The organism is Ruminococcus sp. AF17-22AC (assembly GCF_003460065.1).
In the GTDB taxonomy this organism is placed as follows: domain Bacteria; phylum Bacillota; class Clostridia; order Lachnospirales; family Lachnospiraceae; genus Blautia_A.
In genome coordinates this window covers 1-23,393 of record NZ_QRXT01000008.1, presented here as the reverse complement: position 1 = coordinate 23,393, position 23,393 = coordinate 1, and the positions used below count along the sequence as shown (strand labels likewise).

Annotated in this window: 20 protein-coding genes and 1 tRNA gene; 17 read left to right on the top strand and 4 right to left on the bottom strand. The window is 43.3% G+C overall.

The window, feature by feature from the left end; genetic code table 11:
* The first annotated feature begins 13 nt into the window (after window positions 1–13).
* Entirely contained in the window at window positions 14–700 is a 687-nt protein-coding gene (locus tag DWW86_RS11745) for a DUF6198 family protein (RefSeq protein WP_117943304.1), read from the top strand.
* Window positions 701–704: 4 nt separating this feature from the next.
* Here the strand turns inward: DWW86_RS11745 and DWW86_RS11740 are convergent, their stop codons facing one another.
* On the bottom strand, window positions 705–1,178 hold the full coding sequence (locus DWW86_RS11740) for a DUF1700 domain-containing protein (RefSeq protein ID WP_117943302.1): 474 nt from the start codon (window positions 1,176–1,178) through the stop codon (window positions 705–707).
* A gap of 228 nt (window positions 1,179–1,406) precedes the next feature.
* Here DWW86_RS11740 and DWW86_RS11735 point away from each other — a divergent pair, with 228 nt between their 5' ends.
* The 9 genes from DWW86_RS11735 (at window position 1,407) to DWW86_RS11695 (ending at window position 13,496) form a co-directional block, all read left to right on the top strand.
* A complete protein-coding gene (locus tag DWW86_RS11735) occupies window positions 1,407–3,056 on the top strand; it encodes a response regulator (protein WP_117943300.1) in 1,650 nt (549 codons plus the stop codon).
* On the top strand, window positions 3,053–4,489 hold the full coding sequence (locus DWW86_RS11730) for a sensor histidine kinase (RefSeq protein WP_117943298.1): 1,437 nt from the start codon (window positions 3,053–3,055) through the stop codon (window positions 4,487–4,489). The genes DWW86_RS11735 and DWW86_RS11730 overlap by 4 nt, the downstream gene beginning before the upstream one ends.
* Before the next feature lie 145 nt (window positions 4,490–4,634).
* Window positions 4,635–5,672, top strand: coding sequence for an ABC transporter substrate-binding protein (locus DWW86_RS11725; protein WP_015543255.1), 1,038 nt, complete (start codon window positions 4,635–4,637; stop codon window positions 5,670–5,672).
* Between the two features lie 165 nt (window positions 5,673–5,837).
* Window positions 5,838–7,367 carry a sugar ABC transporter ATP-binding protein gene (locus DWW86_RS11720; RefSeq protein ID WP_117943296.1) on the top strand — a complete coding sequence of 510 codons (1,530 nt, stop codon included), beginning with the start codon at window positions 5,838–5,840 and terminating at the stop codon, window positions 7,365–7,367.
* A complete protein-coding gene (locus tag DWW86_RS11715; RefSeq protein WP_117943294.1) occupies window positions 7,360–8,418 on the top strand; it encodes an ABC transporter permease in 1,059 nt (352 codons plus the stop codon). The genes DWW86_RS11720 and DWW86_RS11715 overlap by 8 nt, the downstream gene beginning before the upstream one ends.
* Window positions 8,418–9,428, top strand: coding sequence for an ABC transporter permease subunit (locus tag DWW86_RS11710; RefSeq protein ID WP_015543258.1), 1,011 nt, complete (start codon window positions 8,418–8,420; stop codon window positions 9,426–9,428). The genes DWW86_RS11715 and DWW86_RS11710 overlap by 1 nt, the downstream gene beginning before the upstream one ends.
* A 110-nt stretch (window positions 9,429–9,538) precedes the next feature.
* Window positions 9,539–11,038, top strand: coding sequence for an L-arabinose isomerase (gene araA / locus DWW86_RS11705; RefSeq protein ID WP_117943292.1), 1,500 nt, complete (start codon window positions 9,539–9,541; stop codon window positions 11,036–11,038).
* Between the two features lie 75 nt (window positions 11,039–11,113).
* Window positions 11,114–12,718 (top strand): xylulokinase, encoded by a 1,605-nt coding sequence (locus DWW86_RS11700; RefSeq protein WP_117943290.1) that lies wholly within the window; start codon window positions 11,114–11,116, stop codon window positions 12,716–12,718.
* An 82-nt stretch (window positions 12,719–12,800) separates the two neighbouring features.
* Entirely contained in the window at window positions 12,801–13,496 is a 696-nt protein-coding gene (locus DWW86_RS11695; RefSeq protein WP_117943288.1) for an L-ribulose-5-phosphate 4-epimerase, read from the top strand.
* Between the two features lie 665 nt (window positions 13,497–14,161).
* On the opposite strand, the gene DWW86_RS11690 is transcribed toward DWW86_RS11695, so the two are convergent.
* Window positions 14,162–16,294 carry a glycogen debranching protein gene (locus DWW86_RS11690; protein WP_117943286.1) on the bottom strand — a complete coding sequence of 711 codons (2,133 nt, stop codon included), beginning with the start codon at window positions 16,292–16,294 and terminating at the stop codon, window positions 14,162–14,164.
* A gap of 12 nt (window positions 16,295–16,306) precedes the next feature.
* Window positions 16,307–17,557 (bottom strand): uracil permease, encoded by a 1,251-nt coding sequence (uraA, locus tag DWW86_RS11685; protein WP_072522936.1) that lies wholly within the window; start codon window positions 17,555–17,557, stop codon window positions 16,307–16,309.
* 232 nt (window positions 17,558–17,789) lie between these two features.
* On the opposite strand from uraA, the gene DWW86_RS11680 reads away from it, so the two are divergent.
* The 7 genes from DWW86_RS11680 (at window position 17,790) to DWW86_RS11650 (ending at window position 22,729) form a co-directional block, all read left to right on the top strand.
* Window positions 17,790–18,878 carry an acyltransferase family protein gene (locus tag DWW86_RS11680; RefSeq protein ID WP_072522937.1) on the top strand — a complete coding sequence of 363 codons (1,089 nt, stop codon included), beginning with the start codon at window positions 17,790–17,792 and terminating at the stop codon, window positions 18,876–18,878.
* A 341-nt stretch (window positions 18,879–19,219) separates the two neighbouring features.
* On the top strand, window positions 19,220–19,420 hold the full coding sequence (locus DWW86_RS11675) for a hypothetical protein (RefSeq protein WP_072522938.1): 201 nt from the start codon (window positions 19,220–19,222) through the stop codon (window positions 19,418–19,420).
* Between the two features lie 133 nt (window positions 19,421–19,553).
* Window positions 19,554–19,892 (top strand): rhodanese-like domain-containing protein, encoded by a 339-nt coding sequence (locus DWW86_RS11670; RefSeq protein WP_083585600.1) that lies wholly within the window; start codon window positions 19,554–19,556, stop codon window positions 19,890–19,892.
* 89 nt (window positions 19,893–19,981) lie between these two features.
* Window positions 19,982–20,527: a phosphodiesterase gene (gene yfcE, locus DWW86_RS11665; RefSeq protein ID WP_015543265.1), complete on the top strand. Its 546-nt coding sequence runs from the start codon at window positions 19,982–19,984 to the stop codon at window positions 20,525–20,527.
* Window positions 20,524–21,675 (top strand): THUMP domain-containing class I SAM-dependent RNA methyltransferase, encoded by a 1,152-nt coding sequence (locus DWW86_RS11660; RefSeq protein WP_117943282.1) that lies wholly within the window; start codon window positions 20,524–20,526, stop codon window positions 21,673–21,675. The genes yfcE and DWW86_RS11660 overlap by 4 nt, the downstream gene beginning before the upstream one ends.
* On the top strand, window positions 21,672–22,256 hold the full coding sequence (locus tag DWW86_RS11655) for an XTP/dITP diphosphatase (protein ID WP_117943280.1): 585 nt from the start codon (window positions 21,672–21,674) through the stop codon (window positions 22,254–22,256). Before DWW86_RS11660 ends, DWW86_RS11655 begins: the two co-directional genes overlap by 4 nt.
* Window positions 22,253–22,729, top strand: a complete 477-nt coding sequence (locus tag DWW86_RS11650; RefSeq protein WP_117943278.1) for a metallophosphoesterase family protein — start codon at window positions 22,253–22,255, stop codon at window positions 22,727–22,729. Before DWW86_RS11655 ends, DWW86_RS11650 begins: the two co-directional genes overlap by 4 nt.
* Window positions 22,730–23,160: 431 nt before the next feature.
* On the opposite strand, the gene DWW86_RS11645 is transcribed toward DWW86_RS11650, so the two are convergent.
* A tRNA-Leu gene (locus tag DWW86_RS11645) sits at window positions 23,161–23,242 on the bottom strand.
* Window positions 23,243–23,393 lie beyond the last annotated feature (151 nt).

Below are 23,393 nucleotides of genomic sequence, written 5' to 3'. Positions count from 1 at the left end.
GAGGAAATATAAATTGACAGAAAAAAACGAGACACAAAAGAAAAAAGATCTGCCGGTGCTGCGGGGTGAGCTGGCATTGCTGGTGGTTGTACTGATCAACAGTCTGGGCGTTGTGCTGATGCTGTATTCCGGATCCGGAATTTCTGCAATCTCCAGCGTACCATATGCATTCTCAGAAGTATTTACGAAGGTTTCCCTCGGCACCTGGACCTATATTTTCCAGGGACTGCTGGTATTATCCCTGATGATCATGCGAAAGAAATTTGTCGCACCGTATCTTTTCAGTTTTGTTGTTGGATTTGCATTCAGCGAAATGCTCGATGTACATGAGATGTGGATTAATGTGCTGCCGACAGCAATCGGATACCGGGTCATTTATTTCATTATCAGTTATCTGCTTCTCTGCATCGGAATCGCACTTTCCAACCGCTGCGGCCTGCCGATCATTCCGACAGACCTGTTCCCGAGAGAGCTGGCAGATATCACGAAAGTACAATACTCCAGAATCAAGATAGGATATGATGTTACCTGTCTTACAGTAACTGCACTGATGACCTTAAGTATCCTCGGACATCTGGACGGACTCGGAATCGGTACGATCCTTGCCGCATTTACCATGGGAAAAGTAATCGGAATGATCGGCGACAAGATGGATCAGCGTGTAAGATTCGTATCCTTTATGACAAAGAAAACAGCATAAGAAACTATCGTTTACGTAACTGGGAAACGATATACATAATCACACCGGCAACGATCATAACCGGGATCAGGACACCGAGAATCGTGACCAGCAGAAGTAATACGACAGCAGCAATCAAAATGACAGCAACTTTACCGTACCATGTGGAAAGATCCAGCTTAAAGCTGTGCTTCTTAACATGCCCCCGGGCGGAATCGGAGCTGTCATATTTGTTATAATAGGAATCTGCTTCATTGTATATAGCAGAATATGTGCTTCCGTTCTGCGGATTGCCGGCACCGACTTCTGTATCAAGAAGCGTCCGGGCAATCAGGCGTGGGTCACCGAGCTCACTTAAGACCTCAGTTTCAGTACGGCCTTTTTGCTGCTCATCTTCGATATAATTGCGATAATACTGCACATGTGCAGCAACATTTCCTTCCGGCATCCGACCGGAAAGCTGATTATATAAAATATCAAGAAATTCTGTTTTACTCATCATTTATCTCCATATGAAACAAATTTATATCAGGATTTACACCCCTTTTTCAGATTGGCAATATCATACCACACATATCCACACCGGCAAAGAGATTGAAGTATTAAATTTTTCTAAAAACAATACTGCAAAATTGCGACAAAAAAGGAACTTGTCTGACAAAAAAGGAACTGGTATAGTATATAGCAGAGATTCTATATAATGAAAAGCAACAAGAGGGGTGGAGTAATGTTAAAAATTTTTCTGGCAGAGGATGAAGTCATTGTAAGAGAGACTATTAAACGTATGATTCCGTGGGAAGAACTGGGGTTTGAACTTGTGGGAGAAGCCGCGGATGGAGAGATGGCACTTCCATTACTGATCAGGCAGAAACCCGATCTTCTCATCACAGATATCAAAATGCCGTTCATGGATGGACTGACGCTTGCAAAGCTGGCAAAGAAAGAACTTCCGGAACTTAAGATCGTGATTCTTAGCGGATACGACGATTTTAATTATGCGAAACAGGCAATCAGCATCGGAGTGGAGGAATATCTCCTGAAACCGATTACCAAGAATGCATTGATCGAGCGTCTTTCCGAGATACGAAGCCGTTACGAACACGAAAAGACACAGAAAGAATACTACGAGAAATTTCAGAGAGAAATGCAGGTTTATGAGAAAAACAGCAACCGGGATTTTTTTGAAGCACTGGTATGTGGTTCCATGGATATGATGGAAGTGTATAAAAAAGCTGAGAAACTGGGACTGGATATTGTAGCAGAGGCATATAACATCCTGATTTTTACGATGAATTCCGAGGAGGATTTTTCAGGTCAGAAGGAAGGCTATTCCGAGTGGGAGGCAGAGTCACTGGAAATGTTGGAAGATTTTTTTTCCGATAATACTTCGGCAATGCTGTTTCGCTGCAATATTTTTTCTTATGGTGTCCTGATTAAAGGACAGAAAGAAACAATTGATGAAAATACCAGGAGCTGCATTGATGAAATCAAAAAGATTCTTGACCGGAAAGAACAAAAAAGGCAATGGTTTGTTGCTGTCGGAGAATCGGTAGAGCGTCTGAGTCAGCTGCAAAAGAGTTACCACAGTGCATCCAGAGCTTTTTCCCAGAGATATCTGTATGGTGAAAATATTCTTTACTATGATGAGATGGAACTGATGGAGCATCGCAGTGGTCAGGCAGATACAAATGATAATGCTTATCTGAAAAACGTAGATGTTAATGCACTGAATCCGGCTATTTTGCAGAAGTTTTTAAGCAATGGTCTTCAGGAAGAAACCGAAAACTTTGTAAAGGACTATTTTTATGCAATTGGGCAGGAGCCGATGGAATCACTTGTATTCCGAAATTATGTCATTCTGAATGTACGTTTTTCGGTGCTCTCTTTTCTGAAAAGTCTGGGGTGTGACACAGAAGAAATGGAACCGGAAAATACAGAGGAAATTCTGGCAGAGAGTGGAAAAAACATAGAAAGTGCTATTACATACGCGAAAAAAATGATTTCTCAGGCTATCACGATCCGGGATCAGAATTCCGGTAATAAGAATCGAAGCATTCTGAAGACTGCGGTGGATTTCATTGATGAACATTATATGGATGAAGACATTTCGCTTAATACAGCTGCGAATGTGGCAAATGTAAGTTCCAATCATTTCAGTGCATTGTTCAGTCAGAATATGGGACAGACGTTTATTGAATATCTGACTACTCTTCGTATGAACAAGGCGAAGGAACTTTTACGCTGCACGGGCATGCGTTCAAGCGAGATTGCAGGAGAAGTCGGATATAAGGATGCACATTATTTCAGTTACCTTTTCAAGAAAACACAGGGTATGACTCCGAGTGAATATCGAAAAGCCCGGGAGGAAAAAGCATGAGAGGAGTACCCCGGAAAAGAAAAAAGCAGATGGGACTTAAGAAACGTATGAACAGACTTCTGTTCAGTACGATGATTCCAATGGCCTGTCTGCTGGTTATTCTGCTTGTGATCTTCTGGCAGTATGCAGGGCAGTATAATAAGCTGTCGGAGAATCTGGCGGTCAGCAGTAAATTTAATCTGAGTTTCAAGGATGAACTAGATCTGGAAATGTATTATCTGGCAATCGGCTCAAAAGAGGCAAGTGAACTGGATGATGTTGTGGGACAGGTGGAAGATGCGCAGCAGATTATGAAAAAGTTGCGTCAGAATACATACCATGCCAGTGGCGTAAAATGTCTGAACAGTCTGGATGCATATCTGGATAATCTGAAAAAGAGAATGCTCCAGTTGATGGCAATCAAAGAATATGATAAACGAATGGAATTCATGGACAGTAACATTCGTATCATCACAGGGTTGATCATGCAGGAGATGCAGAATTATATCTATAATGAATCTATGTATCTCGTAAAGGTTGAGACGAATCTTACACGCCGAGTTAAGATTTTGATATCGGGGATGGCGGTATTGCTGATGGCAACATTGGGAATCCTGATGAGAAGATCATTCCGTCTGACTGGTGGAATCATTCGCCCGGTAACAGAGATGCTGGATAAGGTAAAGAAGGTCGGACGTGGAAACTTCGACGTTCTTCCGGTTGCGGCGGAGATTATAGAGATTGAGGAACTGGATCAGGGCATTAATAAGATGGCACGCAGAATCAGCGGACTTCTGGAAAATGTCCGTCAGGAAAAAGAAATGCAGCATCTGACGGAACTCCAGCTTATCCAGGCACAGGTCAACCCGCATTTTCTTTATAATACTCTGGATACGATCGTGTGGCTGATCGAAGGTGGAATGACGGACGATGCCGTGAAGATGATTTCCAGTCTTTCTATTTTCTTCCGCACATCACTTTCGAAGGGAAATGACATCATTCCTCTTGCGGAAGAAAAAAGACACACGTTGAGTTATCTGGAAATTCAGCAGTTCCGTTATCATGATATTCTGGAATTTGAATTGTCCATACCAAAAGAAATGGATGTAATACAGGTTCCGAAACTTTCTATTCAGCCTCTGGCAGAAAATGCCCTTTATCATGGAATAAAAAATCGCCGTGGTAAAGGTAAGATTACGATAACCGGCAGGGAAGAAGAGAACGCAATTGTTCTTACAGTCAGTGATAACGGACAGGGAATGACACCGGAGCGTCTTCACGAAGTACAGGAATCAATACGGACAGGGGAAAGAGCCGGATTCGGGCTTGCAGCAGTAGCAGAACGAATTGCTTTGTACTATGGACCGGGGTATGGAATGACGATTTCTTCTAAAGAAGGTATTGGTACTACCGTGGAGATCCGCCTTGGAAAAAATATTCAACCGAAATCGTAAAAAAATCAACCTGTTAAAATCATGACAGATAAAAGCATAAAAGTATGAACTTTTTTCCGAAAATAATCCATGGAGTTTTCGTAACAAATTGCTATAATAAAACCATATTAAAAAACACGAACAAATGTAAAGGGAGGATTACAAAATGAAGAAAAAAATGGTGACAGCACTCTTGGCAGTATCAATGCTTGCAGGACTTTCCGCAGTGAACGTAATGGCAGCGGATGACGACACAATTACAGTTGGTTTCTCACAGGTAGGAGCAGAATCTGACTGGCGTACTGCAAACACAGAGTCCATGAAATCTACTTTCTCAGAAGAAAACGGATATGAGCTGATCTTTGATGATGCGCAGCAGAAACAGGAAAATCAGCTTACAGCAATCCGTAACTTCATTCAGCAGGAAGTTGACTATATCGTACTTGCACCTGTAACTGAGACCGGTTGGGATACCGTTCTTCAGGAAGCAAAAGATGCAGGAATCCCGGTTATCATCGTTGACCGTATGGTAGATGTATCTGACGACAGTCTCTACACCGCATGGGTAGGATCTAATTTCAAACTTGAAGGTCAGAAAGCAATGGCATGGCTGGATGCATATCTGGAAGCAAAAGGTCGCGGCGATGAAGAAATCAATCTTGTTGATATTCAGGGAACCATCGGAGCATCTGCTCAGATCGGACGTACAGAAGGATTTGATGAAGCTGTAGAAGCTCATGACAACTGGACAACACTTGCTCAGCAGTCCGGTGAATTCACACAGGCTAAAGGACAGGAAGTTATGGAATCTATCCTGAAACAGAGTGGTGATGACATCGACGTTGTATACTGCGAGAACGATAATGAAGCATTCGGCGCAATCGATGCAATCAAAGCAGCAGGATACGAAGTTGGCGGCGAAGAAGGCCAGATTCTTGTAATGTCTTTCGATACAACAAACGCAGGTCTTACACAGACACTTTCCGGCGAGATCACATGTGATACAGAGTGTAACCCACTTCACGGACCACGTGTAGAAGAAATCATCCAGAAACTGGAAGCCGGCGAAGATGTTGACAAACAGGCATATGTGGATGAAGTTGCATTTGCAGCTGACGATACTGTAACAAAAGTTACAATCGATGGAACAGATTATGACATCACACCGATCACTCAGGAAATTATCGACGGACGTGCATACTAATCTTGAATAACTTGAAATTAAACTGAAGCATAGTTATAAGTAATGAGCCCGGGGCGTGGAACAGGATCCAGATTAGAAGGATTTTATGGGCCACGCCCCTTTTGCGCTCAAAAACAGGCAAAATAAATGGAAAAATGAAAGAAAACAGGGAATGGAGGAAAGAAAATGGAACAAAACATTGTTTTGGAAATGCGTGATATAAGTAAAAATTTCACCGGTGTCCGTGCCCTTTCCCATGTGGATTTTACACTTCGAAAAGGTGAAATCCATGCACTGATGGGAGAAAACGGAGCCGGAAAATCAACACTGATCAAAGTTCTGACCGGTGTACATGAATTCGAAAGTGGTTCCATTCATATGAATGGTGAAAATAAAGATATCATCAATCACTCGCCGCAGGAGGCTCAGGCAAACGGTATCAGTACCGTATATCAGGAGGTAAACCTCTGTCCGAACCTGACCGTTGCGGAAAATCTGTTTATTGGACGTGAACCGCGTAATAAGGCGGGAATGATCAGCTGGAAGGAAATGAATGCACGTTCTGCAAAGCTTCTGGAAAGTCTGAATATCAATGTTCCGCCGACACAGATGCTGGATGAATGCTCTGTGGCAATTCAGCAGATGATCGCGATTGCGCGTGCTGTTGATATGAAATGTAAAGTACTGATTCTGGATGAGCCGACTTCCTCTCTGGATGATGAAGAAGTTGAGAAACTGTTTGTACTGATGCGCCGGCTCCGCGGTGAAGGCGTAGGAATTATTTTTGTCACACATTTCCTGGAACAGGTATATGCAGTCTGTGACAGGATCACAGTCCTTCGAAACGGAGAACTTGTAGGAGAATATGAAACGAAAGATCTTCCGCGAGTTATGCTGGTTGCCAAGATGATGGGTAAAGATTTTGATGATCTGGCAGATATCAAGGGAGACCATAAAGATAAAAAAGTCTTCTCAGATACACCTGTTATTGAAGCAAAGGGTATCGGGCATAAAGGAACGATCAAACCGTTTGACCTTAAGATAAATAAAGGAGAAGTAATCGGACTTACCGGACTTCTTGGATCCGGACGTTCTGAACTGGTTCGTTCCATTTACGGTGCAGATAAAGCAGATTCCGGTACACTGAAAGTAAACGGAAAAGAAGTAAAAATAGGCAGTCCTCTGGATGCGATGAAACTTGGCATGGCATACCTTCCGGAAGATCGTAAGGCAGAGGGAATTATTGCAGATCTTTCTGTAAGAGAAAATATCATTATTGCAATGCAGGCAAAGAAAGGTATGTTCCATCCGATGAGTCGCAAAGAGATGGAAGAAGCGGCAGATAAGTATATTGATATGCTGCAGATCAAGACAGCAAGCCGTGAAACTCCAATCAAGAGTCTTTCCGGTGGTAACCAGCAGAAAGTTATCCTTGGACGCTGGCTTCTGACAAATCCGGAATATCTGATTCTGGACGAACCGACACGAGGAATCGATATTGGTACAAAGACAGAAATACAGAAGATTGTGCTTGATCTGGCAGATCAGGGAATGGCAGTAACCTTTATCTCATCAGAAGTAGAAGAGATGCTTCGTACGTGTTCCAGAATGGCTGTTCTCCGTGATGGAGAAAAAGTAGGCGAACTGGAAGAAAGTGAGCTTTCACAGAGCAACATCATGAAAGCAATTGCAGGAGGTGACGATAAGAATGAATAACAGTAGATTAAAAAAGATCACACATGCGAGACTTTTTCTTCCTATCGTGTGTCTGATTGCGGTTCTTTTGATCAATGTGATCAAAACACCGGATTTCTTTAATATTACAATTCGAAATGGCGTTCTTTACGGATATGTTATCGACGTTATCAACCGAGCATCAGAACTTGTTATTCTTGCTGTTGGTATGACGCTTGTTACGGCGGCATCCGGTGGACAGGATATCAGTGTTGGTGCGGTTATGGCAGTTGCAGCAGCTGTGTGCTGCCAGATTTTATCAGGTGGAGCATCTTCTGTAACAGCTTATCAGAATTCTATTATTCTTGCAGTTGTGGCAGCGCTTCTTGCTTCTGCACTGTGCGGCGCATTCAACGGTCTGCTTGTAGCAAAATTGAACATTCAGCCGATGGTCGCAACTCTGATCCTTTATACTGCAGGACGTGGTATCGCACAGCTTGTTACCAACGGACAGATTACTTATATCCGTGTACCGTCTTTCCAGATGGCAGGTGGATATATCGGTAAATCCCCGGTTCCGACCCCGGTACTATTTGCAATCATAACTGTTGTGATCGTAGCTCTGATTTTGAAAAAAACAGCTCTCGGACTTTATATCGAAAGTGTTGGTATCAATGGTAAGGCGGCAAGACTGGTAGGTCTGAACTCCACCATGATTAAATTCCTGACTTATGTGATCTGCGGTGTGCTTGCAGGAATCGCCGGTCTCGTAGCATCCAGCCGTATCTATTCTGCAGATGCAAATAATATTGGACTGAACCTTGAAATGGATGCCATCCTTGCTGTTGCACTTGGCGGCAACTTCCTCGGTGGCGGTAAGTTCAGCCTGATTGGTTCCGTAATTGGAGCTTATACAATCCAGGCATTGACAACTACTCTGTATGCAATGAATGTAAAAGCTGATCAGCTTCCTGTTTACAAGGCAATCGTTGTTATTATCATTGTTACTTTACAGAGTGATGTATTTAAGAGATTCGTAGAAAGCCACAGAAGCAAAAAAGTTTCCGTTGCAGCAGAAGGAGGTCAGAAATAATGAAACAGAGAAAGAAAATGACAAGTACCGGATTTCTGCTGCTGATCACAATTGTCCTGTTTTTCGTTATGTATGCAGCAGGTATGGTGATTTTTGCAGACAAAGGTTTTGCTAAACCGCAGATGTTTCTGAATCTTTTTGTATCTAACGCAGGTCTTCTTGTAATTTCCTGTGGACTGACGATCGTTATGATCACAGGTGGTATTGATATTTCTGTTGGTTCCGTAACAGCGCTTGTTTGCATGGTTATGGCAGACCTTATGGAAAACAAAGGGGTAAGCGCATATGTTGCGGTACTTGCAGCACTTTTGATCGGTCTTGCTTTTGGTATCGTACAGGGATTCCTGGTAACCTATATGGGTATCCAGCCATTTATCGTAACACTCGCAGGTATGTTCTTCGGACGTGGCATGACAGCAATCATCAGCACCGATATGATTTCCATTAAGAATGAATTATTTTTGAAATGGGCAAATTACAGATTCTATATGCCATTTGGCTCCACAAACAAAAAAGGAAAATTTATCCCGGCATATATACCGCCGACAGTTGTGATCGCAATTGTTGTAGTTCTGATCATTGCAATCCTTCTGAAATATTTTAAATTCGGACGTAAACTGTATGCAATCGGTGGAAACAGACAAAGTGCTCTTATGATGGGCCTTGATGTAAAGAAAACAATGTTCCGCGCTTATGTACTGGATGGTTTTCTTGCAGGCCTCGGCGGATTCCTTTTCTGCCTGAACAGCTGCGCAGGTTTCGTAGAGCAGGCAAAAGGCCTTGAAATGGATGCAATCTCGTCAGCAGTTATTGGTGGAACACTTCTTTCCGGCGGTGTTGGTACCCCAATCGGATCTATGTTCGGTGTACTGATCAAAGGAACGATTTCCAGTCTGATCACTGCTCAGGGTACTTTATCAAGCTGGTGGGTACGAATCGTACTTTCCGCACTGCTCTGCTTCTTCATTGTTATCCAGTCTGTACTGGCATCTGCGAAAAAGAAAAAATAGTGAGATATTAGAAAATTAGAATATTCTTAAAAAAATACAATGTACTCGAGCTGTCAGGAATGATAGCATACCTAAAATGGCAGTATATGAAAACAGGAGGATCTTGAATTATGCTTACAGGAAAAAATTACAAATTCTGGTTCTGCACAGGTTCACAGGATCTTTATGGAGATGAGTGCTTAAGAAAAGTAGCAGAACATTCCAAAATTATTGTGGAAGAACTGAACAAATCCGGCGCACTTCCGTTTGAACTGGTATGGAAACCGACACTGATCACAAATGAACTGATCCGTAAAACATTCAACGAGGCAAATGCTGACGAAGAGTGTGCCGGTGTTATCACATGGATGCACACCTTCTCACCGGCAAAATCATGGATCCTCGGACTGAAAGAATACAGAAAATCACTGTGCCATCTGCATACACAGTTTAATCAGGAAATTCCATATGATACGATCGACATGGACTTCATGAATGAGAACCAGTCTGCACATGGTGGCAGAGAGTACGGTCATATTGTTACCCGTATGGGAATCGAGCGAAAAGTAATCGTCGGACACTGGGCTGATAAGAAAGTGCAGGAGAGACTGGCATCCTGGATGCGTACCGCAGTCGGAATCATGGAAAGCAGTCATATCCGCGTATGCCGTGTTGCCGATAATATGAGAAACGTAGCCGTTACCGAAGGTGATAAAGTAGAAGCACAGATCAAATTCGGATGGGAAGTCGATGCTTATCCGATCAATGAAGTGTGTGATTATGTGAAGGATGTTTCAAAAGGCGATATTGATGTTTTAGTCGAAGAATATTATAATAAATATGACATTCTTCTTGAGGGCAGAGACCCGGAAGAATTCAAACGTCATGTAGCAGTACAGGCAGCAATTGAGATCGGATTTGAGAGATTTCTGGAAGAAAAGAATTACCAGGCAGTCGTTACTCATTTCGGCGATCTTGGCGGCTTACAGCAGCTTCCGGGACTGGCAATGCAGCGGCTCATGGAGAAGGGATATGGATTTGGCGCCGAAGGTGACTGGAAGACAGCGGCAATGGTACGTCTGATGAAAATCATGACTGCAGGTGTGAAGGATGCGAAGGGAACTTCTTTCATGGAAGATTATACATACAATCTTGTTCCGGGTAAGGAAGGCATTCTTCAGTCACATATGCTGGAAGTTTGCCCGACCATCGCTGACGGTAAGATCGGTATCAAAGTATGCCCGCTTTCTATGGGTGACAGAGAGGATCCTGCAAGACTGGTGTTTACCTCCAAGACAGGCCCGGCAATTGCAACTTCTCTGATCGATCTTGGTGACAGATTCCGTCTGATCATCAATGATGTTGAGTGCAGGAAGACAGAAAAACCGATGCCGAAACTTCCGGTAGGAAGCGCATTCTGGACTCCGCAGCCGGATCTGGCAACAGGAGCTGAGGCATGGATCCTTGCCGGCGGTGCTCACCATACTGCATTTTCCTATGACCTTACAGCAGAACAGATGGGTGACTGGGCTGCTGCAATGGGAATTGAAGCTGTCTACATTGACAAAGATACGACTATCCGCAATTTCAAGAATGAGCTGAGATGGAATGAGCTTGTATTCAGAAAATAAAGAGTTACTGCGAATGAAGTGGACAGTAATAACAAAGCGGATGTGACAATCAAAACATTCGGGAGGATTTACAAAATGAGTGTAAATGAAGCAAAGACAGCAATTTTAAATAACAAAACAGCGCTTGGAATCGAGTTCGGATCTACAAGAATCAAAGCAGTTCTGGTGGATGATAAATACAATCCGATCGCATCCGGAAGCTATGATTGGGAGAACCGCTACGAAAACGGTGTCTGGACATATTCTCTGGATGATATCCACAAAGGTTTGCAGGGCTGTTACAGCGACCTTGTGAAGGATGTAAAGGAAAAATATGACGTGGAGCTTACCAGCGTCGGAGCACTTGGAATCAGTGCCATGATGCATGGCTACATGCCGTTTGATAAAGAAGGAAAGCTTCTGGTACCGTTCCGCACATGGCGAAATAATATTACCGGAGAAGCATCTGAAAAGCTGATGGAACTTTTCCAGTATAATATTCCACAGAGATGGAGTATTGCACATTTGTATCAGGCAATCCTGAATGGAGAAGAGCATGTAAAAGACATTGATTATATGTGCACATTAGAAGCATATGTACATCGTTTGCTGACCGGAAAAAGAGTTCTTGGTATTGGTGATGCGGCAGGTATGTTTCCGATTGACTCCACGACAAAAGATTACAACCAGGAGATGGTTGAGAAATTTGACAAACTGGTAGAGCCTTATGGATTCCCGTGGAAACTTCGTGATATTATGCCGGAAGTCATGGTTGCCGGACAGGATGCAGGTACTCTGACTGAAGAAGGTGCGAGATTCCTTGACCCGACAGGCAAACTCAAAGCAGGCATTCCGATGTGCCCGCCGGAAGGTGATGCAGGAACCGGTATGGTGGCAACCAACAGTGTAAAACAGTGTACCGGTAATGTTTCCGCAGGTACTTCTGTATTTGCAATGATCGTTCTGGAAAAAGCACTTTCCAAACCATACAAAGAGATCGATATGGTAACGACACCGGCCGGTGATGCAGTTGCCATGGCACATTCCAATAACTGTACGTCTGATCTGAATGCATGGGTAAATGTATTTAAAGAATTTGCAGAAGCAATGGGTATGGAAGTGGATATGAATAAACTGTTCGGAACCCTTTATAATAAAGCTCTGGAGGGTGATCCGGACTGTGGCGGACTTTTATCCTACTGCTATTTCTCAGGCGAGCATATGACAGGATTTGAAGAAGGAAGACCGTTGTTTGTACGTTCTCCTGAAAGCAAATTCACGCTTGCAAACTTTATGAGAACGAATCTTTATACCTGTCTCGGAGCAATGCGTGTAGGTTTAAATATCCTGATCGATCAGGAGCATGTCAAGATCGACAGACTTTTAGGACACGGCGGACTGTTCAAGACCAAAGGTGTAGGACAGCAGATTCTTGCAGATGCAGTGAATGCACCGGTATCTGTTATGTCAACAGCAGGTGAGGGCGGTGCCTGGGGTATTGCGCTTCTGGCTGCTTACCTTGTGGACAGGAAGGAAGGCGAGACTCTGGATGAATTCCTGGACAACCGTGTATTTGCAGGAAATGAAGGAAGCACACTGGATCCGGAACCGGAAGGTGTCAAAGGATTTAATGAATTTATGGACAGATATCTGAAGGGACTGCCGATCGAGAGAGCAGCGGTAGAATCAACAATCTGGTAATAAGACAAAATGAAGATTAAGAACGTAAGTTGCTGTGAAAGAAATGAATGGCGATTTACGTTCTTTGTAAAGGAGAAAATAAATGCTTGAGAAATTAAAAGAAGAAGTTTACAAAGCAAACATGGATCTTCCGAAATACGGACTGGTTACTTTTACATGGGGAAATGTCAGTGGCATTGACCGTGAAAAGGGACTGTTCGTGATCAAGCCGAGTGGTGTGGAATATGATAAACTCAGACCGGAAGATATGGTGGTTGTTGATCTGAATGGAAACAAAGTCGAGGGTGAATATAATCCGTCATCAGACACACCAACCCATGTGGTTCTTTATAATTCATTTCCGAATATCGGCGGAATCGTACATACACACTCTGAATGGGCGACGAGCTGGGCACAGGCAGGAAGATCAATTCCGTGCTATGGCACAACCCATGCAGATTATATTTACGGAGAAGTTCCGTGCGTGCGGAATCTGACAAGGGATGAGATCGAAGAAGCGTATGAAAAGAATACAGGCGTGCTGATCGCAGATTATTTTAAAGATCTTGATTATAAAGCTGTTCCTGCAGTGCTCTGCAAGAATCATGGTCCTTTTACATGGGGAAAGGATGCACACGAGGCGGTTCATAATGCAGTTGTGCTTGAGGAAGTGGCGAAGATGGCATGCCGCTGTGAACTGATCAATCCGCAGGTAAAACCGGCACCGCAGGAACTGCAGGACAAACACTACTACAGAAAACATGGTGCGAATGCCTATTATGGACAGATAAAAAAATGATAAAGGTTTCCCGGTGAGAAGCGAAGGGATAAAGTTAAGATTCCAGGAGGAGGGCTGCATGTGAAGTATCCTCTGGAGCTGGCTCAAATCAAAAATTCTAAAGTATCAGGAAGTACAGAACTTTGCTAAAAACGATACAGAAAAGTGCTGAACTCGCTGTCGCTCAGACAGCAGCATTTTCTGTATCAACGCAAAAACCTGTACCTTCCGATACTTGGACGAATTTTTTCAAGCGAGCCAGTTCCAGAGGATACTAACATGCAGCTCGCACGCTGGAGTCTTTCTTTTTATCTATCAGGTTTTCCCGGACTTTATCTGGGTAGCGGAACGCGGCCCCGGGGCTTCCCTGAGGCTCCGAAAATACAGGGAGGATGGTGGAGATTTCTCGATAACTGGCTGTAAAACAAAAACTCTGCACAAAGATTGTCTGACTTCTGCAAGAGTTCATGGAAGTACTTTGAGATGGAATGTCTGCGTTATATATCAAAAATATATTGTCTGAGCGTCAGCGAGTTATATATTTTTGATGCATGTATTTAGCAGACAGAACATATCATTAGTACTTCCGGACTCTGAAGCCGTCAGCATATCTTGTGCAGAGTTATATTGTTTATAGCCCTTTATCGAATACTACACCATGAAGGCTGTATTTCCGGAAACAGGTCCTAATAATCTTTCCCTGTAAACACAGCCACGCTCCTCGGTCTCATCACAAAGCTGTGATCGATCCGCGCCGCTTCCTCATCAGGATAGCAGTATTTGCCATTGCCGTCACCGTAAGTGTTGACATTCAGATGCCATGCACCACGTCCGTGAAGATTCGGAAGAGTAATCGTAACATCCTCCCAGAAAGTATTGACCGCAATATAGATCAGATCATCGTGTCCTTTTTCCTTATCATATCCCGCAAAGCTTACACAGAATGTACGTGCATCACGCGGAATATCTGTCTTATCAGCATTTACATTGTGTGTATGGATCGGATCCATGCCACAGACAGAAGTAGGAAGCTGTTTGTGGATGACAGGATGCTGTTTACGGAATGCAATCATAAATTTGAAAAATTCAAACAAATCTCTATTCTTTTCCAGCATTCGCCAGTCAAGCCAGGAAGTAATATTGTCCTGACAGTAGCTGTTGTTGTTGCCAAATTTTGTATTGCCGAATTCATCTCCGGAAAGGAACATCGGCGTTCCGCGGCTGCACATCAGTACAGCACAGGCGTTGCGGATCATACGGCTGCGAAGTGCGAGCACTTCCGGATCATCCGTGTCACCTTCCACACCACAGTTCCAGCTCCGGTTGTCGTCAGCACCATCGGTGTTGTTCCAGCCATTTGCCTCGTTGTGCTTTTCATTATAGGAATAAAGATCATAAAGCGTAAATCCGTCATGGCAGGTAAGGAAATTGACACAGGAATTATAACCGGCATAATTATTGTGATTATGATCATAAAATCCTCCATAGAGATCTCCGGATCCGGAAATACTCCATGCGGCATCCCACGCATTCCAGCACTCACCCTTCAGAAAACTTCGAAGGGCATCTCTGTAACGGCCATTCCATTCTGCCCAGCGGCCGCTTGCAGGGAAACTTCCTACCTGATAAAGTCCGCCGGCATCCCACGCTTCTGCAATCAGCTTGACATTGCTGAGGATCGGATCGTTTGCAAGAGTACGGAGAAGTGGAGGATTGTTCATTGGTGAACCATCTTCATTTCGTCCGAGGATACTTGCAAGATCAAAACGAAAACCATCGACACGATAGTTGATCGTCCAGTAGCGTAAACATTCCAGAATGAGCTGCTGAACAACCGGATGGTTACAGTTCAGAGTGTTGCCACAGCCACTGAAATTGTAATAATTTCCGTCTGGGGTGAGCATGTAATAAATGTTGTTGTCCAGTCCCTTGAAGCTGATGGTTTTGCCCTTTTCGTTGCCCTCCGCGGTATGGTTGAATACAACGTCCAGGATGACTTCAATACCGTTGGCATGAAGCTCACGAATCAGCGTCTTAAGCTCAGTGCCCTCCTGGTTGTGCTCATTGGCTGCCGCATAGCTGCTGTTCGGTGCAAAGAATCCGACTGTATTGTAGCCCCAGCATTCGAGAAGCTGTTTGCCGTCAACAGTACGGGAATTCATGGTTTCGTCAAACTCAAAGATCGGCATGAGCTCTACTGCATTGATCCCGAGTTCTTTAAGGTATGGAATTTTTTCCATCAGACCGGAAAAAGTACCTCTGTGTTTGACACCTGAAGACGGATGATGTGTAAAATCACGCACATGTAATTCGTAGATGATCAGGTCGCAGAGCTCTTTTTTTGATTGTGGAGTATCGCCCCAGTCAAAACGGTCGCGGACAACTCGTGCATGATAGTTGTGATCCCAGCGAATTCCCCACGTACGCTGTCCTGCGACAGCTTTTGCATAAGGATCCAAAAGGATATTGTTTTTGTCGAAGAGAAGCCCTTTTTCCGGACGATAAGGACCATCTACACGATATGCATACTCAAATTCTTCGATATTGAGCCCATAGACGATCATGGAATAGACATCACCGATCTTGTAGGCATCCGGGAATGGAATGACGGCAAAAGGCTCTTCCTGTGCGCGGTGGAACAGAAGCAGTTCACAGGAAGTTCCGCCGCAGGTATGAATAGTAAAATTCACTCCGTTTTGAAGCGGAGTGGCTCCGTTCAGATCATAGATACCCGGACGTACGGGAAATCCGGAGATTTCCGCCATTGGTACGGATTCATATGGATGATCGGATATAAATTTCTGATGATACGATTTCATTTTTTGCTCCAATTATAAGTCGTTAGTAAGATGTAATTTGTCAAGAATATAGAAAATAAGGCTAAGGATCATGGCAACCACACATGCGAGAACCATTCCGGTAAGCTTGACATTTCCGAGGTTCAGTGCGATTCCGGAAAGACCGACGATGAAAACAACAGAGGTCAGCGCCAGATTACGGGATTTGCTGTAATCTACCTGATTGTCAACCAGCATACGCAGACCGGAAGTTCCGATCATACCATACAGCAGGAATGAAATTCCGCCGATAACAGGTCCCGGGATCGTGTTGATCAGGGCGGCAAGTTTGCCGAGGAAGGAACAGCAGATGGAAAGAACTGCAGCGCCTCCGATAACCTGTACACTGTAGACTTTTGTCATTGCCATGACACCGATGTTTTCTCCGTATGTTGTAGTCGGTACGGAACCGAGACATCCGGAAAGTGTAGTGGAAAAGAAGTCTGCAAAAAGAGAACGGTGAAGTCCCGGATCTTTCAGAAGATCTTTGCCTACGATCTTGCTTGTTACGATCTGATGTCCGATGTGTTCGGAAGTTACAAGAAGCAGTGCCGGAAGAATGGTAAGGATTGCTTCCAGATTAAATTTCGGTGCCTGAAAATTCGGAAGTGCAAAAAATGCAGCTTCTTTTACTGCAGTGAAATCAAGAATGCCACATGCAACTGCGGCAACATAACCTGCGATGATTGCAATCAGGATCGGAATAACGGACAGGAAACCGCGGAAGAGGATCTGGCCGAATACAGCAACTCCCAGTGTGATCAGAAATACAATCACATTTTTCATATCAATACTTTCGTCCAGAAGACCGGCTGTGCTGGCAGCGCTTCCGGCAAGTTCCAGACCGATTAGTGCAACAACCGGTCCCATAGCTGCGGTCGGAAGAACAATGTCGATCCAGTTCGTTCCACACTGACGGATGATCAGCGCAACGATCATTCCACAGATACCGAGAACCACAAAACCGCCCAGCGCATACTGAAAACCGAATTTTGATGCAACCAGAAGTCCCGGTGACAGGAATGCAAAACTGGAACCCAGATATGCAGGTGCCTTGCCCTTTGTGATAAGAATAAATAAAAGTGTTCCGACACCGTTCATCAGAAGAACGATGGCCGGGTTGATCCCAAACATAAACGGAACCAGAACAGAGGCGCCGAACATGGCAAACATGTGCTGGATACTTAGGGGAATCAACAGATTAACAGGTACTTTGTCCTCTACTTGGATGATTTTTCTCTCCACTTTACCCTCGCTTTCTTATCTGCTGAGTGCAGATAAACTCAAATTCCAGATAATTATAACACAGCGAGATCACTATGGGAAGTTGCTGTTCACAGGTAATCAGCAGGAACTTATTGACGGATTTTTCTTGAAAAATGAGAAGGGTATGATATAGTATTAAACGTGTATATTTATGGGTCTGACAGGGCCAGGAAGGTATACAAATACTAAAGATTGTGAAGGAGATTTGCGCATGATGAGCGTTCAAACAAAAGTTCAAAATCGGGGGACCGGCAGTGCCCGGGTAGAAATTTATGATTGGCTGAGATTGGTTGCAACAATTTTTGTTGTTATTGGTCATAGTGCCTATTTGAGAATCCATACTACATTTGGAGGTGTTGCATATGCGTTGCCGGAAAACATTAATGCCGCATATTACTCTCCTGTAATGCAATTTTTCAGATATTTGTCCAGATGGGTATATGGATTTCATATGCCATTATTCTTTATGTTATCCGGTGCTGTATTGGCACTTAGACCGTTGGGAAGATTTGACGCTGTTGTTCAGTCAAAGATTAAAAGATTGATAATTCCATATTTTGTATATGGATGGCTGTTTATGTTACCAGTCAAATATATTGGTCACTTTTATAGTCGTGAGTCTGTTTTGCAGGCTATGCAGGGGCTTTTGTCCGGTCAGGATGCAGGGCATTTGTGGTTTTTAACAGCGTTATTCTGGTGTCTTATTATTTTTGTGCTTATAGAAAAAATAACCATAAAACTTGGCTGTGACAGTAGATATTTACTGCTGATGATTGCGGGACTGATACAGCTGACATATAGCTATATACCGTTTGATGTGTTGAAAATGAAAACCGGACTGAGTTATATCTTCTGGTTTGCATTGGGATTTGTATTTGAGAAGGAACGTCAGGAACGCGGATTATGGAATATTAAGAAAACGGTTCTTGCTTATATTATATTGACGGTAATAGAATTTGGCAGCAAAAGATATGGAATTCTTAATGAATTTTTTGTTATTCTTTGTGGATCTGTGCATACTTTCCTGTTGGCAGATATCTTATCAAGGATATTTAAAAATATTACAAAAACAAAAGGCTGGAAAATTGTTACAAGAAATCTGTTCTATATATATTTGTTCCATGATCCGCTTGAATATGTTGTTTTACGGTTGTTTATGGGACATAACTGGTTATCATCAGCGCTGGGGTGTTATTCATATACATTTTGTAGAATAGTTGTTATATTTTTCATTTCACTTATAGGTGGAGAACTAATGACGCATATCAAGAAAACAGCTGGAAAAATTCTGGCAAATTAGACTTTTTAAATTAAAAGGCTGGAAAAGTAAGTGTAACTTATTGACGAAATGTTGTTGCTTTTTTAAATAATTTATATTATAATCATCAGTGTAAAAAGAATTTACCCTTCAAAAATTCTTTTTTACATAACCCCTTATTTAATTATTTATACTCCCCTTGAAAGGCCTGGTAGCTCCCCTACCGGGTCTTTCTCTTTGCCATTTTATAATATAAAACAGAAATAGATAATATTGGAAAGACTAATATTATTTCGTAAAATTTTGAATAAACTTTCAAGTTCGAGGAACAATAACTGGTGTAATGAAGTTACACTACAAAATAAACCAGGAGGAATGTACAAATGGCAAAAAATTATGAGAGTGAAAACAAGGCAAAAAACTATACGACTGATAAAACTTCCAACAGCAGAAATGCAATGGACAGCCAGAACTGCGGAAAAAACAGCTCAAAGAACGCTTCCAGAAACAGCTCAAAGAACAAAACTTCCAGTGCATATGATGCATACGACAAAACACAGGATGATTATTCTGACAGATACTAAAGAAAATTGCAGGTAAGATTTTCCCTTCTTATTAGAGAGGCTGACAGATGTCGGCCTCTTTTTCGGGTGCAAAAACCGGTTGACAGAGACTGAGGCAGCGGGCGGACCGGCACATATAAAACGACGGAGCCATATGATAAATAAAAAAGGACGGTTTGTCATGTTTCCGATTGAGACGATTTCTGCGAAGATGCTTGATTATTATGTCGGGCGTTCGGATGCGTTGATTATAGATCTGCGGGATGCAGGCTCTTATAACAAGAGTCATGTAAAAGGAGCAGTCAATGTTCCGTATGGAGAACTGGAGGGGGAATATGATTTTCCAAAAGAGAAACTGCTTGTTTTTTACTGCGACAGAGGTGGTGCGAGTATGGCAGCAGCGAGAGAATTTGTGCGCAGAGGATATAGAACACGGTCGGTCATAGGCGGATTTGCGGCATACAGAGGAAGAAATCTTGTAATTTCCAGATAACCATGATAAGGTAGACTGTAAAGAATAATTGTTGGCGCAGACCGTGCAGAGAGTGCGGGTCAGAACCAACAGAGCAGAGGAGAATTTATATGAAATACATGTTTGCATCAGATGTGCATGGTTCGGCGTATTACTGCCGGAAAATGCTCGAAACATATAAAAAAGAACAGGCAGAACGCCTGGTATTACTGGGCGATCTGCTTTATCATGGGCCGAGAAATGATCTTCCGAAGGAGTATGCTCCGAAAGAAGTGATCAAAATGCTCAACGGTATGAAGCAGGAAATCTATGCAGTACGTGGTAACTGCGAAGCAGAGGTAGACCAGATGGTACTGGAATTTCCGGTGATGGCAGATTACTGCATTCTGGCAATCGACGGGCTGACTTTTTATGCGACACATGGACATGTCTATAATGAAAATAATCTTCCGCCGTTTTGTCCGGGAGATATCCTGATCCATGGACATACACATGTGCTGAAAGCAGAGCAGAGAGAGAATTATATCCTTCTGAATCCGGGTTCCGTATCTATTCCGAAAGAAGGAAATCCGCCAACTTATGCGGTTCTGGAGGATAAAGTTTTTACGATTAAAGATTTTGACGGAAATATTGTCAAAGAAATGAGGCTCGGATGAAATATATGGAATTGATCGCACCATGCCATTTTGGTATGGAGGCAGTGCTGAAGCGCGAGATCCTTGATCTGGGATACGAGATCAGCAAAGTAGAAGATGGTAAAGTAACTTTTCTTGCCGATGCGGAGGGAATCGCACAGGCGAATATGTTTCTTCGTACGACAGAGAGGATCCTTCTCAAAGCAGGAGAGTTTAAAGCGGTCACATTTGATGAACTTTTTGAAAAAACAAAAGCAATCCCGTGGGAAGAATATATTCCGAAAGACGGTAAATTCTGGGTGGCAAAGGCAAATTCCGTGAAGAGTGCGCTGTTCAGCCCATCTGATATTCAGTCCATTATGAAAAAAGCAATTGTTGAAAGACTGAAAAGTGTTTATGGAATTTCATGGTTTCAGGAAGATGGGGCAAGCTTCCCGATCCGTGTTTCTTTTATGAAAGATGTTGCAACGATCGGCATCGATACTTCCGGTGTTTCCCTTCATAAGAGAGGGTATCGTCAGATGACTGTCAAGGCTCCGATCACTGAAACACTTGCAGCAGCGCTTATCATGCTGACACCGTGGAACAAAGACAGAATCCTTGTCGACCCGTTTTGCGGAAGTGGTACTTTCCCGATTGAGGCGGCAATGATCGCGGCAGATATGGCACCGGGAATGAACCGTTCCTTCCTCGCAGAAGACTGGAAACATCTGGTTCCGCGTAAATGCTGGTATGATGCGCTTGAAGAGGCACAGGATCGTGTCAATACAGATATTCAGACAGATATTCAGGGATATGATATTGATGCAGAGGCTTTGAAAGCAGCACGTTCCAACGCGAAGATGGCAGGTGTGGACGGACTGATCCATTTCCAGCAGCGTGCAGTGAAGGATCTCAGCCATCCGAAGCCGTATGGGTTTATTATCACCAATCCGCCTTATGGCGAGCGTCTGGAAGAAAAAGAAGCGCTTCCGCAGCTTTACCGTGAGATCGGGGAGAGTTACAAACGTCTGGATAAATGGTCGATGTATCTGATCACATCCTATGACAGGGCGGAGAACGATATTGGAAGAAAAGCGGACAAGAATCGTAAGATATACAATGGAATGCTGAAAACATATTACTACCAGTTTTTGGGTCCGAAACCGCCAAGGAGGAAAAAAGATTGAAAAAAGTGATTTTTGCAACAGGTAATGAGGGGAAAATGAAAGAAATCCGTGAGATTCTTGGAAATCTTGATATCGAACTTCTTTCCTTAAAAGATGCCGGCATTCATGCAGACATTGTAGAAGATGGCAAAACTTTTGAGGAGAATGCACAGATCAAGGCAAAAGCAATCTGTGAGATGACAGGTGAGATCGTACTGGCAGATGATTCCGGACTTGAGATTGATTATCTGAATAAAGAGCCGGGAATTTATTCCGCACGTTATATGGGGGAAGATACTTCCTACCATATCAAGAATGCGAAGCTGATCGAACGACTGGAAGGTGTGCCGGATGAAAAGAGAACTGCAAGATTTGTATGTGCGATTGCAGCAGCGTTCCCCGATGGAAGCATGAAGACTGTCCGCGCAACGATGGAAGGCCGGATCGGATATAAAGAGAGCGGAGAAAACGGCTTCGGCTATGACCCTATTTTTTATCTTCCGGAATATGGTTGTACTTCTGCGGAAATTTCCATGGAAGAAAAAAACAAAATCAGCCACAGAGGAAAGGCACTGCGGGCAATTAAGGATGAACTTCGATGAAAGTTCTGATTGTCAGTGACACACATGGCCGTGATGAAAATCTGGAGCAAGTGGTAATGAATGAAGCACCGTTTGATATGTTTGTGCATTGTGGAGATGTGGAAGGCAGGGAAATCTTTATTGAGGCACTCGTGGAATGTCCGTGCTGCATTGTGTCGGGAAATAATGATTTCTTTTCGGATCTTCCGAGAGAAGAAGAGATTGAGATCGATGGAAATAAAGTGCTGGTAACGCACGGGCACTATTATGGCGTGTCGATGGATATTTCCGGTGTGGCAGAAGAGGCTGCGTCCAGAGACTGCCAGGCGGTCTTTTTCGGACATACGCACAAGCCGGTCATTGAGAAAATAGATGGAGTGCTTGTAATTAATCCCGGAAGTCTGTCTTACCCGAGGCAGCATGGTAGAAGACCAAGCTATGCGGTTCTGGAGGTGTCTGGCGGGAAGATGTCGGCTGAGATTCGATATTTGTGATGAATGAGCCACTGTTCTGCAGAAGAATGTGAAACTGCAGGAGAGTGGCTTTTATGTTGCCGGAAAAATTTTGCGCGGGGATGACTTAGAGCAAAATAAGCGCCGGGGGAGTCAACGAAATTTGGGACTGTGTGTGACTTGCAGAAAAGTAAGTGTTGGGGGAGTCAACGAAATTTGGGGCTGTGTGTGACTTGCAGGAAAGTAAGTGTTGGCGGAGTCAATGAAATTTGCGGGCTACGGATGACTTGCTGAAGAGTAAGTATTGATGGAGTCCACAAAATCTCTGAAAATGTATGACTTAATAGAGGGTAAGTAGAAATTAAATCAAAGAATTGGCAAAATCTGAATGATTTAAATAAGAGTAACAGAATCGAGGGTCAATTTGATTGGCAGAATGAAAAAAGGGACCGATCAGGTCCCTTTTTCAGTAGTGCGGATAACAGGACTTGAACCTGCACGTCGTAAAACACCAGAACCTAAATCTGGCGCGTCTGCCAATTCCGCCATATCCGCGTATGTATATTTAAATATGTAAACTGAATTGTAACTTCCGTATTTTTTATACAGGTATTGAAAAAGCACTATCAAATGATAGTGCTTAGTTCAATGAGACATCGGGGATTCGAACCCGATTACACACTTGAAACCCTTGAAAAGAAAGGAG

Excerpts from the sequence above, each read along its gene's own strand:
- DWW86_RS11660 (WP_117943282.1), top strand. The coding sequence starts at position 20,524 with ATGAAATATATGGAATTGATCGCACCATGCCATTTTGGTATGGAGGCA.
- DWW86_RS11730 (WP_117943298.1), top strand. The coding sequence starts at position 3,053 with ATGAGAGGAGTACCCCGGAAAAGAAAAAAGCAGATGGGACTTAAGAAA.
- DWW86_RS11740 (WP_117943302.1), bottom strand. The coding sequence starts at position 1,178 with ATGAGTAAAACAGAATTTCTTGATATTTTATATAATCAGCTTTCCGGT.
- DWW86_RS11720 (WP_117943296.1), top strand. The coding sequence starts at position 5,838 with ATGGAACAAAACATTGTTTTGGAAATGCGTGATATAAGTAAAAATTTC.
- DWW86_RS11670 (WP_083585600.1), top strand. The coding sequence starts at position 19,554 with ATGATAAATAAAAAAGGACGGTTTGTCATGTTTCCGATTGAGACGATT.
- araA (WP_117943292.1), top strand. The coding sequence starts at position 9,539 with ATGCTTACAGGAAAAAATTACAAATTCTGGTTCTGCACAGGTTCACAG.
- DWW86_RS11735 (WP_117943300.1), top strand. The coding sequence starts at position 1,407 with ATGTTAAAAATTTTTCTGGCAGAGGATGAAGTCATTGTAAGAGAGACT.
- DWW86_RS11675 (WP_072522938.1), top strand. The coding sequence starts at position 19,220 with ATGGCAAAAAATTATGAGAGTGAAAACAAGGCAAAAAACTATACGACT.
- DWW86_RS11690 (WP_117943286.1), bottom strand. The coding sequence starts at position 16,294 with ATGAAATCGTATCATCAGAAATTTATATCCGATCATCCATATGAATCC.
- DWW86_RS11695 (WP_117943288.1), top strand. The coding sequence starts at position 12,801 with ATGCTTGAGAAATTAAAAGAAGAAGTTTACAAAGCAAACATGGATCTT.
- yfcE (WP_015543265.1), top strand. The coding sequence starts at position 19,982 with ATGAAATACATGTTTGCATCAGATGTGCATGGTTCGGCGTATTACTGC.
- DWW86_RS11715 (WP_117943294.1), top strand. The coding sequence starts at position 7,360 with ATGAATAACAGTAGATTAAAAAAGATCACACATGCGAGACTTTTTCTT.
- DWW86_RS11680 (WP_072522937.1), top strand. The coding sequence starts at position 17,790 with ATGATGAGCGTTCAAACAAAAGTTCAAAATCGGGGGACCGGCAGTGCC.
- DWW86_RS11700 (WP_117943290.1), top strand. The coding sequence starts at position 11,114 with ATGAGTGTAAATGAAGCAAAGACAGCAATTTTAAATAACAAAACAGCG.
- DWW86_RS11725 (WP_015543255.1), top strand. The coding sequence starts at position 4,635 with ATGAAGAAAAAAATGGTGACAGCACTCTTGGCAGTATCAATGCTTGCA.
- DWW86_RS11710 (WP_015543258.1), top strand. The coding sequence starts at position 8,418 with ATGAAACAGAGAAAGAAAATGACAAGTACCGGATTTCTGCTGCTGATC.
- DWW86_RS11650 (WP_117943278.1), top strand. The coding sequence starts at position 22,253 with ATGAAAGTTCTGATTGTCAGTGACACACATGGCCGTGATGAAAATCTG.